We start from the raw sequence: 12,041 nt of genomic DNA, 5'->3' as shown, positions 1-12,041 counted from the left end.
CTAGTTCTGCCGTCCCGCTCCACCTTTGGCCATGAGCTCCAGCCGTTTCAAGGTCTCGCGGTTTCGGACTCCAATCATGGGGTCCCTGAGGGCCTTGGGTACCAGCTTGCCGGGGCCCTTGACCGCGTCCTCACCTAGGGAGACGCGGCATTGAGAGCCTCCGAGGTCTTCCAGGGTGATGATCACTTTGGCCTCCCCCATCGGCCAGCCCCTGGCCAGCAGCACAAGTTCCCTGCCGGGTTCCATACCGGTGACACTGGTGCTGTCATTGATCAACAGGGGCCAGGCTCCCACGGAATGATGGAGTTTGGAACCGGTCTGCGGCCACTGGTCATCCACGGCGCGGATCCGCGAGGCACCCACCACCCAGCCGGAGTAGAGCCACCCATCAGCAATCACTTTCCAAACGTGGGCCGCGGGAACATCGAATACCTGGGTCACTGTGGACATGTGGATCCCTTCTGACACGGGTGGCCGTGGCGATGGCCTTAAGCTAAGCATGCTTATCGATTGCTGGCCACAGCCCCTTCCTACGTGCCCGGCTTACTGGCCTTGCCGTCCAACCACAGGGTGTCCGATTCATCCCGGTGCGTGCCGTCCGATCCCACATGCTTGCTGTCGATCTTGGGCCCCTTTTTGATGACATGCACCAATGCCATCCCGTGGCCCCGGCCCAGATCGTAGTCGGCTTTGAGCCATTCAAGGATGGTGCCTGCTTTGACGGACGGGTCCTTGAAACCCTTGCTATCCGCGATGTCCACCAGCTGCCGAGGAGTCAGTCCGGTCTTGTCTTCAATGGCGTCGAGGTAGGCCTGGAACGACATCAGTGTCGCCTTTCATCTTCAACTTCATGGAGGAATTGCATGCGTACGTGCCGATATCGTACCCATGCCCGGGGAATCAGTGCCTTACCGCCGTGTAGTCTAAGGTCTCCGATTTGGGGGAATCTATGACTCGAAGACGCAACGCGCAAACCCGTCAGCGTGCAGTAAAGCTTTCAGTGCTCACTCTGGCCCTGGTCTCTATTGCATGGCTCGGCTCTGTTCTCTGGGCAGCCATCGATGAAGGAGCAGTCCCACCCGACGCGGCCTTCCACGCTGTTCCGCCACCCAGCCAAGCCGGGCTGATCTCCACGGGATGTGGATCGGGAGGTTGTTGGCGGGAAATGGTGGTAGATATCAAGCCCCCGCACACTGCACAATCGCTTGCAGCCGAGATGGGTTTGGCGTCGGAACGCTGCGAGCCCATGAACCTGTGGACGCTGCGAAAGACCTGCACAGGAATCGCCGATTCCGGCGGCCGGGGGCTCCATATCTATTTGCAGTATTCGCTTCTTCTTTCCAAGTATTAGGAGGTCGAATGATGTTCCCCGATGGCTCGGACCCTGCTCCAGCTCGATTCCGCTGAGGTTTATGACCTTCTGGTTCCGGACTTTAACACCATGTCCGCAGCCCCATGGTGACCTGCTTGCCTACACTGATCGCATGGCGCACCAAAAGTGGCTACCGCTTGCCGCTTGCATGGCTCTTGGATCAACCCTGCCACTCTTGGCTGGGTGCAATTCCGGTGACTCACGGTCGCAAACCACCGGAACTTCCCAAGCCATCACAGTGGAGGTCAACCAATCCAGGGACCAGTACGGCAAGCAGGCAATCCAGCTACAGCTCACCAACACCACAGATTCGCCGCTGACGGTAAGTTCTGCGAGGCTGACGTCTGCCCTGTTCGACGGCGACATTTCATGGGAGCCGCGCGAGAACTTGATACTCCCGCCCGGCCAGCCCAAGAGCCTTCCCGCCAGGCTCCCGGCCCCGACTTGCGGGGCATCAACCGGCAGTTCCGCAGAACCACTCCGGGCCACTCTTAACTTTGCCGGACCGGGCAAAGACCCAGGCGATGCCACCATGGATGCTTCCGATCCGTTCGGCGTCCTGCCCAGAAATGCCGGCGAGTTGTGCCTTGCAGCGGACGCCGCAGCCGTCGCAACCATCGTCTTGGCCCCCGAACTGGAGGTGGCCCCAGACGGTCGCACCGCCGTCGTACGTCTTCTCATCACGCCGGCGATGGCGGCCGGGTCGCCGCAAATCATGACAATCGAGGGCATTGACGGGACAACATTGTTGGCGGAGCCGCCCACCGATCCCTGGCCCCGCAACGTCGCCGTCTCGTCCGGCGACCCCGCAAAAGAACTGGCGCTGCGAATCCGGCCTGCGCGCTGTGATCCGCACGCTGTGGCCGAGGACAAGGTGGGGACGCTCCTGCCCTTGCGGGTGCAGGTGGAAGGCCGCCAAGGATTGGTCAAGGTTCCAGCCCCGGACCAACTTCGTGGCCGGATCTACGACTTCGTTACGGCCGCCTGCGTTGAGGGATGATCGGCTCAGTCATCAAAGTGGGCGGCCGGTTGCTGCTGCCCGGAAACACGCGCCACCATCTCCAGTGCCACAGCGTAAACCTTCTGGTTCCTGTCACTGGAAGCCCGGCGGAGGACGTCGAAGGCCTCGGTTTGGCTGCAACGATTCTGGGCCATGATCATTCCGCAGGCCAGGTCGATCACGGTCCTGCTCTCCATCGCCGCCTTGAGGTCATCCCCGCGCTGGTCGGATGCTGCCAGCCGGATGGCCAATCGCATGGCCTTGCTTGCCATTTCGACGAACAGCACAGCGTCGGCAACCACGCCTTCCGTGAACAGCCCCGGCTCCGGCGCGAAAAAATTAAGCACGGCCGCAGAATCATCCGGCAACGTCATGGGGACGCCCAATGCGCTATGGATTCCCTCGGCGATGAGCGCCTTGGAGTAGTCCGGCCACCGGGGGTCCGAATGAACATCGCCCAGAAGCACGGGAACGCCGCTATCCAAGGCGTCCACGCAGGGCCCCTCCCCCAACGACTGCTCAATCTTGTCCAGCATCACGGCCCGCTCGCTGCTGCCGCCGATCGTTGCCGTGCGTTTCCGCCGTCGCAATGTCACGGCGCACTCGATCCGTGCTTTGGTAGCCCGGCTCACAGTGCCCGCGGCGAAACCAGTCAGCCCGTCGAGGAACGCTTTGACGTCCTCGGTCCCACCAATCAGGTCAACGAGCTGTTCAAAATCTTCCGCCCATTCTTCGGCCACCATGACGTCAAATCTAGAAGAAGCGGCAGCAGGCCACAAGCAGGCCGGGGAGGACGGGAACGCTAGCCAAGAATAGCCAAAGCTGACGGAGCACTTTCCACCCTGACCTTGACGTTGGCTTCGACACTCTTCACCTCGCCGTCAATCTGGTACGGCAAAGGCTTTAACGTGGTGAATTCGTAGCTGCTCACACTGGGCTGGTCACCCAAGCCCTGGGTGGTGGCCCGCAAGGCGGTCAACAGTACGCGCCACTTGGGCATGTGGGGAAAGACAATGACTTCGAATTTTCCGTCCGAAGGAATGGTTTCCGCCTCGCTCAACGTGGCGTACTTGGCCATCTCGTTAATGTTGGCGAAAACCAGGCTGTCGAACTTACGTCGCTTACCGTCAGACTGGCGGATGGCAAAGGGCTCGAATTTGGAGAAGGTCTGGATGACAGTGACCATTTCCTTGAGCGCACCCTTGCTGCCCTTTTCGAGCTCGGTTGCCACTACGGGGGTGAGGCCGAACCCGATGTAGGAGTGTGCGTACTCATGGGGGTCGTCTTCCTTCTGGCCAGTGTGGATCCGCAGGAGGTCAATGTTGTGGACACGGCCCTCCGCTATGGCCTCTTCCAAGGGCTTGGTCCCAATAATCCGGCTATGGTCATTAGCGTTGCCCGCGGCAAGGACTGCACAGACAGCCTGCGGGTTGTCGGCCTGCATGACACCGTTGACAACCTCGTTGTACCCACCATCGCCGCTCACTGAAACCACCAGCACGTCCCCGCCCTTGGCGGCTGCTTCCCGCGCCAAATCAACTGCATGGCCGGCGTGTTCGGTGGGCTGGAGGGTGATGTTGGGCTCGTAGCTGAGGAGATCCTTGAGATCATCGTGCAGCTGCTGCGCCAGCTCGGGCGCATCGCCTGTGCTGTTGGGATTGAAAATGATGACGATCGACTCAAAGGTCCGGGCAGAATCCATGATGTGCTCCTGGTTCAGTGCGAGGTCCCTTACAGGCGGTTGTTACCCTCGGAGGTTCCCATACTATTCGCAAAGACTCGGCGAACCTGACTCAGGTTCCGGACAACGCGGCCGCCAACCCTTAGCGGCGGGCCTCGATCAGATGCCGGGTGGAGTGGGCAACGAAGGGCTGGCCTGATCTCAGCTGTTGATCCAGCTCCCGGAGCTTGTCCATGTAGTGCTCGGCACTGAAGTTGGGAACCCACCACACACATTTGCGAAGGATCCAAACCACCGCACCAACGTCGAAGAACTCCATGCGGCACCGGGCAGTGCGAAGATCCGTGACGGTGAGCCCCGCCGCTTCCGCCGCTTGCGCCTCCCCCTGGGCCTCGCGGCCCTTCCGCTGTTCAGGCAACGGTCCGAGGAAGTACTCAATGAGTTCAAAAGCAGAAGCCGCCCCCACATGCTGGGCGAAATAGTGGCCACCCGGAGCCAGGACACGGTGGATCTCGTCCCAATCCGGGCGGACGGGGTGCCGCGCGGTCACCAGCTCGAACGCCCCTTCCGTGAACGGCAGCGGGGCATCGGCTGTGGTCTCAACAATCTCTACCCCGCGCGGGCCCAGCAACTCCCGGGCACGCCGAGCGTTGGGAGGCCATCCCTCGGTGGCGACCATATGTTGCGGAAACCTTGCGGCCTCCGACAACACTTCCCCGCCGCCCGTGTCCAGATCAAGCGCACTGTGGACCGCGGCCAAGCGGTGGGACATGAGTTTGGCAAAACCCCATGACGGCCGTTCTTCGGTGGCCCGGCCCTCCAGCCAATCGAAGCCCCAGCCGTTCACGTCGGCTGAAACGGCCTCGTCTACCAAGGCCTCAAATTCACGCATCAGTTTCCCCATTCTTGTTCTTCGCCGGCCCTTCCGCCGCGAGTTGCGCGGCGACGCGACCGATCAATCCGTAGGGAATCGGCTTCGCCAGGACGAACTTCAGGGTCCCTTTCCCTGCAAGGTACGGTTCCAGCTCAGCGTCCAGGGTGCCGTCACCACGTGGGACCGGGTAGATCGAGATGTGGTGCTTCCATGCCGCGAAGTACACAACGTAATGCCCGTCAAGGGTGACGGTAGGGATGCCGTAACTGATCATTTCACCTGCACCAGGTATCGATTCGTGGATGTTCCTGCGAATCTTCTGGAGGACCGATTGGACGGCGGCAGGCTGCCCCGCAATGTAGGCGTCAACCGATGCGTGTTGCATGTACGTCCACCCTTTGCTTGCTGCTGACTGGCTCTCCCCCGGAAAGCGGCCACCTATCGACCGGGTCATGTCCTCTCGTGCGGCCCCAAAGGCCCTGCGCATGCCGATCCGATATGCGTGGACCTCACGGTTCGCGGAAGCATCGGATGCTGACCTAGGACTCACGCTAAACGCTGCAGACGGGCGGTGCCAATCCCGCCGGTAGGGTTGCAGCATGGGGACAGTCTTGGAAGCCGAAGGCTTGATGGTCGGGTATGCCGGGGCTCCGGTGTGCGGTGAAGTTTCTGCGTCAGTGGACGCAGGTGAGGTCTTGGGAATCGTCGGCGTCAATGGCGCGGGCAAGTCCACGGTGGCTCGAACCATCGCGGGCCGGCAGGCTTCGTTGGCAGGAGACGTGAAGGTCCACGGGCTTCTGATCGATCCCGACGCCGTGCCATTCCGCAGGCAAGTGTCCGCGGTCTTCGATGACGACCTCTTCTTCCCCTCCCTCACTGTGCGCGAACACTTGCTCCTCATCGCCCGCGGACACTCGCTTGATGACCCCGAAGGGCGCGTGGAGGAAGAACTCCAGTTCTTCGGGCTTGTGGGCAGGTCGCACGCAATCCCCGATGCCCTCTCATCCGGCCAGCGGCGCAGGCTGTTGCTTGCCGCCGGACTCATCCGCCCGTCGTCGCTCCTGATCCTTGATGAGCCGGAACAGCGGCTCGATCCACGGATGCGGACAGCCCTCGGTGAGCGCATCGCCGAGCACGCCAAGGACGGCGGCGCGGTGGTTCTGGTGACCCACGATCCGCAATTGCTGCTCGCTACGGCGTCGTCGTGTTTGGTCATTGATGAAGAAGTCCAGGAATTCGACCCTGAGCAGGGGGCTTCGATCATTGCCGGGTCCTGACGTACTCACCATTGAACGCCCACAGGAGAGTCGCCGGATAGCTGCTGACCTTGTGCGCTTTACCCACCGATCCTCCCGGCGCTACAAACGCAGCCGGATCTCGTGGGGTGACCGGTTCGTCGACGCCTATAGTTGGGCCCTCGGCATAGCTGTCTCCCTCACCATCGCTGCCTCCTTCGTCCTGGCCCTCCGCAACGAACTCGCGGACCGCGCGTCGACATCCACCAGCATCATCCGGGAGCAGTGGCTTGCCATTCCGGAGCCCCTGCTGTGGACATCCGTGACGTTTGCTGCTCTCCTCGTCATGAGCAACCTCGCGCGGAAGCTGGGACCTGTCACCGTCAACGGACCCGAGAGCACGTGGTGGCTAACCCTTCCGATCGACCGCCGTCCCATGGTCCTTCCGCGGTTCCTCCGCAAAGTGGGCCTTGCCGCGGCCGGATCGGCGATCACCTACCTGCCCTTCAGCTTGGTGACCAGCGTTGACCGCACTCCTCTGGAACACATATTTGCGGCGCTCACATTCGGTGCGGCCGCTGTCCTGGCGATCACTTTGGCGGCCATGCAGCAGCTCGGTTCATTGGGTCCCCGGGTGGGGCGGTTGGTGACGACGGCTGCCCTGCTCGCGTGCGCGGTCCTCCCGGCGTTGTCGTCGTCTCCGTGGCCAACAGCGTTGGCAGGCGTTGCCGCCGTCGGACTCTTGGGCAGCGTAGCGCCGCGCGCAGGCGAGGTACGCGGCCACGAGCTGGTTCGCGGCGGCGCCGTGGCCGGTCATGCCGGCGCATCACTGTTCATGATGGATTCCAATGAGGTGCTGCGCGCTCTCAGTGGCGGTCAAAAGAGGGTCGACGGCGGCAGGGCAGCCGCGTTCTTCGCCCGCCCTGTGCGTGGCCCGCTTCGGGCACAGATCCGCGCCGACGTAGTGGCCTTCCTCCGGCTCAATCCACCGCTTTCTCCGCCGCTTCTGTGGATAGCCGCTTGCATCGCGATTCTCCTTGTCGACGGCGGCCTGCCCGAGTTCGCCCAGCTGGCCGTCATCGTGGTTGCAGGCTGTGCGACGTCTTCCGGAATGGGTACCGTGGCGCGGAAGACGGCCTTGGTTCCTGAACTCGACGCACTGCTGCCCCTGCATCCGGCATTGGTGCGGACCAGCCGGACGCTCATGCCGTGCGTGGCGATGGCCGCGTGGATGGCGGTGCTCAGTGCGCTCTTGGTCCTCCTTGGTGCCGCTAACCCCGCCCTGATCGGAGTAGGCGCCGTGGCAGGATTCTGTATGGGTGCCGGGTCCCTCCGCTCAGCAACACGAACACCACCGGACTGGTCGGCGCCGCCAGTAGAAACCCCTTTCGGCCCAGTTCCCCGCGCTCAGCTGGGTTCGCTGCTTCGAGGGCTGGACGTGACAATCCTGGCGATGGTTCCGCTGCTGGTCGCCCTGTATCTCGGCTACGTTCCGATATCCGTGATGCTGGTGCAAGTGGCGATCAGTGTCGGCATCGTCCTGCTGGTTGTGCTGACGCGGCCAAAACGCAGCTGACTCTATAGCAACACCGTGCCTTGGATGCACGTGGCCGACGCTCCGCCGATCCAGATCTCCCCACCCTCAGCCTTGACGTGGATGCGCCCGGCACGGCCCAGCACCGTGCCCTGCGCAGCGACATACTCGTCCGGAGCCCGCCCACTGCCGATCAGCCACTGGGCCGCCCCGGCGTTGAAGCTGCCTGTCACCGGGTCCTCCACCATGGCATCGCCGGGAATGAACGTACGGACTTCGAAATCGACGTCGGCATCCGGCTGGTGCGGGCCGATCACGCCAACCTTGAGGTCACCCATGGCAACGAGATCCGGTTGGATCGCCAGCACCTGTTCAGCTGATTCAAGGAGCACACCGATCCACTGCGGGCCATTGACCAGCCACGATGCGTCTACCAGTGCCTCCTCCGGCAGCCGCAGCCCGGCCGCGAGTTGAACGCGGACAGCGTCGCTTACCGGTTCGAAGCGCGTCAGTGGCGGCGCAGCAAAAGCCAAGCGACCGGCGTCGTGCTTGACACGAACCAAGCCCGCACCGCACTCCTGAACCAGGACGCCTTCAGTCTTGGGCACTCCCCCGGCCTGAAGCCAGGTGTGTGCGGACCCAAGCGTCGGGTGGCCCGCGAAGGGAAACTCCTCGCTGCCCGTGAAGATCCGAACCTTGTAGTCCGCAGCCGGATCCGTGGCTGGCAGGAGGAACGTGGTTTCCGAGAGGTTGGTCCAGTTGGCAAAGTGCTGCATGGCCTCGCTGCTGAGGCCTTCGGCATCAACGACGACGGCAAGCGGGTTCCCGAGGTACGGCTGCTCGGAGAACACGTCAATTTGGTGGAACGGGCGGATGCGGAGGGCTTCTGAAGTCACCGCTGCAGGCTATCATCGGGTGCTGGCAGGCATGCCACGCGTCTGCGAAACTACCATCATGGCAGAGAACAAGACGCAGCCCACGGACGTATCCGTGGAGGAATTCCTGGCCGCTGTGGAGCACCCAACGCGGCGGGCAGACGGCTTCGAATTGCTGGACATGATGCGTGAGCTCACAGGCCAGGAAGCCGTCATGTGGGGTCCGACCATCGTCGGATTCGGCAGCTATCACTACAAATACGACAGTGGCCGCGAGGGTGACGCCGCCGCCGTCGGCTTTTCACCGCGCAAGGCCAATCTGGTGCTCTATGGCGTCACCGAAGGCCCGCACGCAGACAGGCTGCTCCCTGAGCTCGGCAAGCACAAGACCAGCACGGCCTGCCTCTATGTCACCAAGCTCGATGACGTGGACAGGGGTGTCTTGGCCGAGATGATCCGCACCGGCTACCAGCACGTCATGTCGGAGTACCACACGCCGTAGCCGGTCCCCCGAGCAGCCCCACCCCTCGCCGAGATGGCGTTTGATGACAATCCGGTGCCGCAACATTGCCATTAAATGGCATCTCGGCGGAGGACTGTGGGGAAGAAAAAAGGCCCCCGCCACCGGAATCCGGTAGCGGGGGCCTTCTTTGCAGTCAGAGACTACTTGCTTGCAACGACCTCGAGGTCGATGACAGCAGAAACATCCTCGTGCAGGCGAACGTTGGCCGTGTACGAACCGACAGACTTGATGTGGTTCGGCAGTTCAACGTTGCGCTTGTCGATGGCGCCGAGGCCAGCGGCCTCAACAGCAGCAGCGACATCAGCAGGCTTGACGGTGCCGAAGAGACGACCGGACTCGCCGGCCTTCACCTCGAGCTTGACCTTCTTGGAGGACAGAGCCTGGGCCTGTGCCTGTGCAGCTTCAACAGAAGCGTGCGCACGAGCGGCACGAGCAGCCTTGATGGACTCAACCTGCTTCTCGCCACCCTTGGTCCAGGTCAGAGCGAAGCCGCGGGGCAGCAGGAAGTTACGTGCGTAACCGTCCTTGACCTCGACAACGTCGCCAGCAGCACCGAGACCGGTTACTTCGTGGGTCAGAATGAGCTTTGCCATGTTAGTTAATCCCTTCCCTTAGCCGCGGCCAGCGCCGGAGTAAGGCAGCAGAGCAACTTCGCGGGCGTTCTTGATTGCCTGGGCGATCTTGCGCTGTTCCTGAACGGTAACGCCAGTAACGCGACGAGCGCGGATCTTTCCGCGGTCGGAGATGAACTTGCGCAGCAATGCTACGTCCTTGTAGTCGATGACAGTGATGTCAGCGGCCTTCAAGGGGTTGGACTTTGGTTTGGGCTTACGGAGTTCAGCCTTAGCCATCGTGGAGCTCCTTTTCTATGGAGCCCGTGGATATTGATCCACGGGATGGTGGTGTTCGACGGCGGTCGTCACCGAGGTGCCTTTCGGCAGTTCCGGTGAGTGTCCGGCGTCGGACTTTTATTTTTTGTTTAGAAGGGAGGTTCGGAATCCGGGCCGTTGCCCCAGCCGCCAGCATTGCTGACACCGGGCGTAGCCCAAGGGTCATCCTGCTGTTGTGCGGGCTGGTTGCCGCCCCAGGCTCCACCGGAGTTGCCGCCGCCCTGGTTTCCACCAGGAGCGCCACCCCCAAAGCCACCGGAATTACCGGCGTTACCGCCACCGAAGCCACCCTGGCCACCGCCGGAGCGCTGGGTACGGTTGACCTTGGCGTTTGCGTAACGCAGGCTGGGGCCGATTTCATCGACCTCAAGCTCGATAACGGTGCGCTTCTCGCCTTCCTTGGTTTCGTAGGAACGGCTCTTCAAACGGCCGGAAACAATGACGCGCATGCCCTTTGTGAGGGACTCGGCCACGTTCTCGGCTGCTTCGCGCCATACCGATGCGCGGAGGAACAGGGTTTCCCCGTCCTTCCACTCATTGGACTGGCGGTCAAAGGTCCGGGGAGTAGAAGCGATGGTGAAGTTCGCTACTGCCGAGCCAGACGGGGTGAACCGCAGCTCCGGGTCATTGGTGAGATTACCGATGACCGTAATAGTGGTTTCGCCTGCCATCTACTGCCTCCTTGTTCGTTCCTGCGGGGTAAAGATCTGGAAGGGGCTGATTACTCAGCAACGACCTTCTGGTCTTCAGGGCGGATGATCTTGGTGCGCATGATCGTCTCGTTGAGAGACAGCTGGCGATCAAGTTCCTTGGCGGTAGCCGGTGCAGCGGTGAAGTTCACCACGGCGTAGATACCTTCGGACTTCTTCTTGATGTCGTACGCCAGACGGCGACGGCCCCAGATGTCAACCTTTTCGATGGTTCCACCATCTGTGGTGATGACATTGAGGAACTTCTGAAGCGACGACTCTACGGTACGCTCTTCGACCTCGGGGTCGATGATTACCATCAATTCGTAAGGACGCATATGTGAACCCACCTCCTTTGGGCTAAGCGGTTACGGTATTTCCGTAACAGGAGGTTCATTTGCGATGCTGTGGCTCGCTCCCCCGCCGAAGACTCGGAAGGAGGGCGCAACACAGACTTCAATATCTTAGTGCATCTCCTGCACTCAAAGCTATTCGGCGGCATGCGTGGCAGAAACCCTCTGAACGGCGTATGTGGATAACCCAGCCTCGGTCCAGTGAATACTGGTCTCATGACCGTCCTGAAGTCCATCGTCCTCTTCGTGTTGGCTGCCGTCGCAGAGATCGGCGGAGCCTGGCTCATCTGGCAGGCAGTACGTGAGGGCAAGGCGTGGTGGTGGGCCGGACTCGGCATCGTGGCACTGGGCATCTACGGCTTCTTCGCAGCCTTCCAACCGGATGCCCACTTCGGCCGGGTCCTGGCCGCGTACGGCGGTGTGTTCATTGCCGGCTCGCTTGCGTGGGGGATGCTCATGGATGGGTTCAGGCCGGACCGCTGGGACGTCATCGGCGCCGCCATCTGCCTCGTTGGCGTGGGCGTCATCATGTTTGCGCCCCGGCCGGGCGCATAGGCCGCCGCATAAGCCGGGCGCATAGGCCGCGCGCTCACATCGGGAACTGGAAAACCCCCGGAAGGCGACCTTCCGGGGGTTTCTTTGTGCGCGGAGGGGGACTTGAACCCCCACCCCCTTTCGAGGACTAGCACCTCAAGCTAGCGCGTCTGCCATTCCGCCACCCGCGCAAGGTGATCAGGAGAACGGTGTTTCGTTTTTCTCCTCGACAGCGACAAAGACACTAACACGAAGGAGGCCAATCCGTGGATTCCGGATGTCTTCATGGCGGCCCGCTAGGGTAGGCGCATGGATGCCACACCCCTGAACACCATGGTCCTGACCGTCGTCTTCGCCGCAATCGCGCTCTATGCCCTCTACTTCGTGATCCGATCCGGCGTGCGGGACGGCATCCTCCTGGCCGACAAGAAACGGGGCACCGTCGACACGGCCGAGCACAACACCGATGGTTAGGGCGTAC

18 protein-coding genes and 1 tRNA gene are annotated in these 12,041 nt (G+C 62.0%); 7 read left to right on the top strand and 12 right to left on the bottom strand.

What is annotated here, in order from left to right; translation table 11 throughout:
- The gene (locus ACR30Z_RS12175; protein ID WP_144648854.1) at positions 1-450 is read right to left on the bottom strand and encodes an SRPBCC family protein; all 450 of its coding nucleotides are present in this window, start codon (positions 448-450) and stop codon (positions 1-3) included.
- A gap of 80 nt (positions 451-530) precedes the next feature.
- Complete coding sequence (locus tag ACR30Z_RS12170; protein WP_144648855.1) at positions 531-824, bottom strand: DUF4287 domain-containing protein; 294 nt, start codon at positions 822-824, stop codon at positions 531-533.
- Positions 825-949: 125 nt separating this feature from the next.
- On the opposite strand from ACR30Z_RS12170, the gene ACR30Z_RS12165 reads away from it, so the two are divergent.
- The gene (locus tag ACR30Z_RS12165) at positions 950-1,351 is read left to right on the top strand and encodes a hypothetical protein (protein ID WP_434372772.1); all 402 of its coding nucleotides are present in this window, start codon (positions 950-952) and stop codon (positions 1,349-1,351) included.
- 133 nt (positions 1,352-1,484) lie between these two features.
- Positions 1,485-2,372, top strand: a complete 888-nt coding sequence (locus tag ACR30Z_RS12160; protein ID WP_434372770.1) for a hypothetical protein — start codon at positions 1,485-1,487, stop codon at positions 2,370-2,372.
- 5 nt (positions 2,373-2,377) lie between these two features.
- On the opposite strand, the gene ACR30Z_RS12155 is transcribed toward ACR30Z_RS12160, so the two are convergent.
- The 4 genes from ACR30Z_RS12155 to ACR30Z_RS12140 form a co-directional block, all read right to left on the bottom strand.
- On the bottom strand, positions 2,378-3,115 hold the full coding sequence (locus ACR30Z_RS12155; protein WP_434372768.1) for an ANTAR domain-containing protein: 738 nt from the start codon (positions 3,113-3,115) through the stop codon (positions 2,378-2,380).
- A 59-nt stretch (positions 3,116-3,174) separates the two neighbouring features.
- Entirely contained in the window at positions 3,175-4,074 is a 900-nt protein-coding gene (locus ACR30Z_RS12150) for a diacylglycerol/lipid kinase family protein (RefSeq protein WP_144648857.1), read from the bottom strand.
- A 121-nt stretch (positions 4,075-4,195) separates the two neighbouring features.
- Positions 4,196-4,945: a class I SAM-dependent methyltransferase gene (locus ACR30Z_RS12145; RefSeq protein WP_434372767.1), complete on the bottom strand. Its 750-nt coding sequence runs from the start codon at positions 4,943-4,945 to the stop codon at positions 4,196-4,198.
- On the bottom strand, positions 4,938-5,312 hold the full coding sequence (locus ACR30Z_RS12140; protein ID WP_434372766.1) for an iron chaperone: 375 nt from the start codon (positions 5,310-5,312) through the stop codon (positions 4,938-4,940). The genes ACR30Z_RS12145 and ACR30Z_RS12140 overlap by 8 nt, the downstream gene beginning before the upstream one ends.
- 214 nt (positions 5,313-5,526) lie before the next feature.
- On the opposite strand from ACR30Z_RS12140, the gene ACR30Z_RS12135 reads away from it, so the two are divergent.
- Entirely contained in the window at positions 5,527-6,204 is a 678-nt protein-coding gene (locus ACR30Z_RS12135) for an ABC transporter ATP-binding protein (RefSeq protein WP_434372765.1), read from the top strand.
- Positions 6,191-7,738: a DUF6297 family protein gene (locus ACR30Z_RS12130; RefSeq protein WP_434372763.1), complete on the top strand. Its 1,548-nt coding sequence runs from the start codon at positions 6,191-6,193 to the stop codon at positions 7,736-7,738. The genes ACR30Z_RS12135 and ACR30Z_RS12130 overlap by 14 nt, the downstream gene beginning before the upstream one ends.
- A 2-nt stretch (positions 7,739-7,740) precedes the next feature.
- Here ACR30Z_RS12130 and ACR30Z_RS12125 read toward each other — a convergent pair whose 3' ends face one another.
- Positions 7,741-8,592 (bottom strand): PhzF family phenazine biosynthesis protein, encoded by an 852-nt coding sequence (locus ACR30Z_RS12125; protein WP_434372761.1) that lies wholly within the window; start codon positions 8,590-8,592, stop codon positions 7,741-7,743.
- Positions 8,593-8,650: 58 nt separating this feature from the next.
- On the opposite strand from ACR30Z_RS12125, the gene ACR30Z_RS12120 reads away from it, so the two are divergent.
- The gene (locus ACR30Z_RS12120; protein ID WP_144648913.1) at positions 8,651-9,073 is read left to right on the top strand and encodes a DUF1801 domain-containing protein; all 423 of its coding nucleotides are present in this window, start codon (positions 8,651-8,653) and stop codon (positions 9,071-9,073) included.
- 161 nt (positions 9,074-9,234) lie between these two features.
- On the opposite strand, the gene rplI is transcribed toward ACR30Z_RS12120, so the two are convergent.
- The 4 genes from rplI to rpsF form a co-directional block, all read right to left on the bottom strand.
- Complete coding sequence (gene rplI, locus ACR30Z_RS12115) at positions 9,235-9,687, bottom strand: 50S ribosomal protein L9 (protein ID WP_017197273.1); 453 nt, start codon at positions 9,685-9,687, stop codon at positions 9,235-9,237.
- An 18-nt stretch (positions 9,688-9,705) separates the two neighbouring features.
- Positions 9,706-9,945 (bottom strand): 30S ribosomal protein S18, encoded by a 240-nt coding sequence (gene rpsR / locus ACR30Z_RS12110; protein WP_003800144.1) that lies wholly within the window; start codon positions 9,943-9,945, stop codon positions 9,706-9,708.
- Between the two features lie 128 nt (positions 9,946-10,073).
- The gene (locus ACR30Z_RS12105) at positions 10,074-10,655 is read right to left on the bottom strand and encodes a single-stranded DNA-binding protein (protein WP_144648914.1); all 582 of its coding nucleotides are present in this window, start codon (positions 10,653-10,655) and stop codon (positions 10,074-10,076) included.
- A 50-nt stretch (positions 10,656-10,705) separates the two neighbouring features.
- On the bottom strand, positions 10,706-11,011 hold the full coding sequence (gene rpsF / locus ACR30Z_RS12100) for a 30S ribosomal protein S6 (RefSeq protein ID WP_011776755.1): 306 nt from the start codon (positions 11,009-11,011) through the stop codon (positions 10,706-10,708).
- Positions 11,012-11,242: 231 nt separating this feature from the next.
- Between rpsF and ACR30Z_RS12095 the strand changes: the two genes are divergently transcribed.
- Complete coding sequence (locus ACR30Z_RS12095) at positions 11,243-11,581, top strand: YnfA family protein (RefSeq protein ID WP_144648917.1); 339 nt, start codon at positions 11,243-11,245, stop codon at positions 11,579-11,581.
- Positions 11,582-11,668: 87 nt separating this feature from the next.
- On the opposite strand, the gene ACR30Z_RS12090 is transcribed toward ACR30Z_RS12095, so the two are convergent.
- Positions 11,669-11,751 (bottom strand) — tRNA-Leu (locus ACR30Z_RS12090).
- 118 nt (positions 11,752-11,869) lie between these two features.
- On the opposite strand from ACR30Z_RS12090, the gene ACR30Z_RS12085 reads away from it, so the two are divergent.
- Positions 11,870-12,034 carry a hypothetical protein gene (locus ACR30Z_RS12085; protein ID WP_434372757.1) on the top strand — a complete coding sequence of 55 codons (165 nt, stop codon included), beginning with the start codon at positions 11,870-11,872 and terminating at the stop codon, positions 12,032-12,034.
- Positions 12,035-12,041: the final 7 nt, after the last annotated feature.

It is taken from the genome of Paenarthrobacter sp. FR1 (assembly GCF_051106045.1).
Classification (GTDB): Bacteria; Actinomycetota; Actinomycetes; order Actinomycetales; family Micrococcaceae; genus Arthrobacter; species Arthrobacter nitroguajacolicus_A.
This window is presented reverse-complemented; position numbering and strand designations above follow the sequence as displayed.

Bases quoted from the DNA above. Each gene is read 5' to 3' on its own strand.
- ACR30Z_RS12145 (WP_434372767.1), bottom strand. From the start codon at position 4,945: ATGCGTGAATTTGAGGCCTTGGTAGACGAGGCCGTTTCAGCCGACGTG.
- ACR30Z_RS12165 (WP_434372772.1), top strand. From the start codon at position 950: ATGACTCGAAGACGCAACGCGCAAACCCGTCAGCGTGCAGTAAAGCTT.
- ACR30Z_RS12155 (WP_434372768.1), bottom strand. From the start codon at position 3,115: ATGGTGGCCGAAGAATGGGCGGAAGATTTTGAACAGCTCGTTGACCTG.
- ACR30Z_RS12160 (WP_434372770.1), top strand. From the start codon at position 1,485: ATGGCGCACCAAAAGTGGCTACCGCTTGCCGCTTGCATGGCTCTTGGA.
- rpsF (WP_011776755.1), bottom strand. From the start codon at position 11,011: ATGCGTCCTTACGAATTGATGGTAATCATCGACCCCGAGGTCGAAGAG.
- ACR30Z_RS12120 (WP_144648913.1), top strand. From the start codon at position 8,651: ATGGCAGAGAACAAGACGCAGCCCACGGACGTATCCGTGGAGGAATTC.
- ACR30Z_RS12150 (WP_144648857.1), bottom strand. From the start codon at position 4,074: ATGGATTCTGCCCGGACCTTTGAGTCGATCGTCATCATTTTCAATCCC.
- ACR30Z_RS12140 (WP_434372766.1), bottom strand. From the start codon at position 5,312: ATGCAACACGCATCGGTTGACGCCTACATTGCGGGGCAGCCTGCCGCC.
- ACR30Z_RS12170 (WP_144648855.1), bottom strand. From the start codon at position 824: ATGTCGTTCCAGGCCTACCTCGACGCCATTGAAGACAAGACCGGACTG.
- rplI (WP_017197273.1), bottom strand. From the start codon at position 9,687: ATGGCAAAGCTCATTCTGACCCACGAAGTAACCGGTCTCGGTGCTGCT.
- ACR30Z_RS12085 (WP_434372757.1), top strand. From the start codon at position 11,870: ATGGATGCCACACCCCTGAACACCATGGTCCTGACCGTCGTCTTCGCC.
- ACR30Z_RS12175 (WP_144648854.1), bottom strand. From the start codon at position 450: ATGTCCACAGTGACCCAGGTATTCGATGTTCCCGCGGCCCACGTTTGG.
- ACR30Z_RS12105 (WP_144648914.1), bottom strand. From the start codon at position 10,655: ATGGCAGGCGAAACCACTATTACGGTCATCGGTAATCTCACCAATGAC.
- rpsR (WP_003800144.1), bottom strand. From the start codon at position 9,945: ATGGCTAAGGCTGAACTCCGTAAGCCCAAACCAAAGTCCAACCCCTTG.
- ACR30Z_RS12135 (WP_434372765.1), top strand. From the start codon at position 5,527: ATGGGGACAGTCTTGGAAGCCGAAGGCTTGATGGTCGGGTATGCCGGG.
- ACR30Z_RS12095 (WP_144648917.1), top strand. From the start codon at position 11,243: ATGACCGTCCTGAAGTCCATCGTCCTCTTCGTGTTGGCTGCCGTCGCA.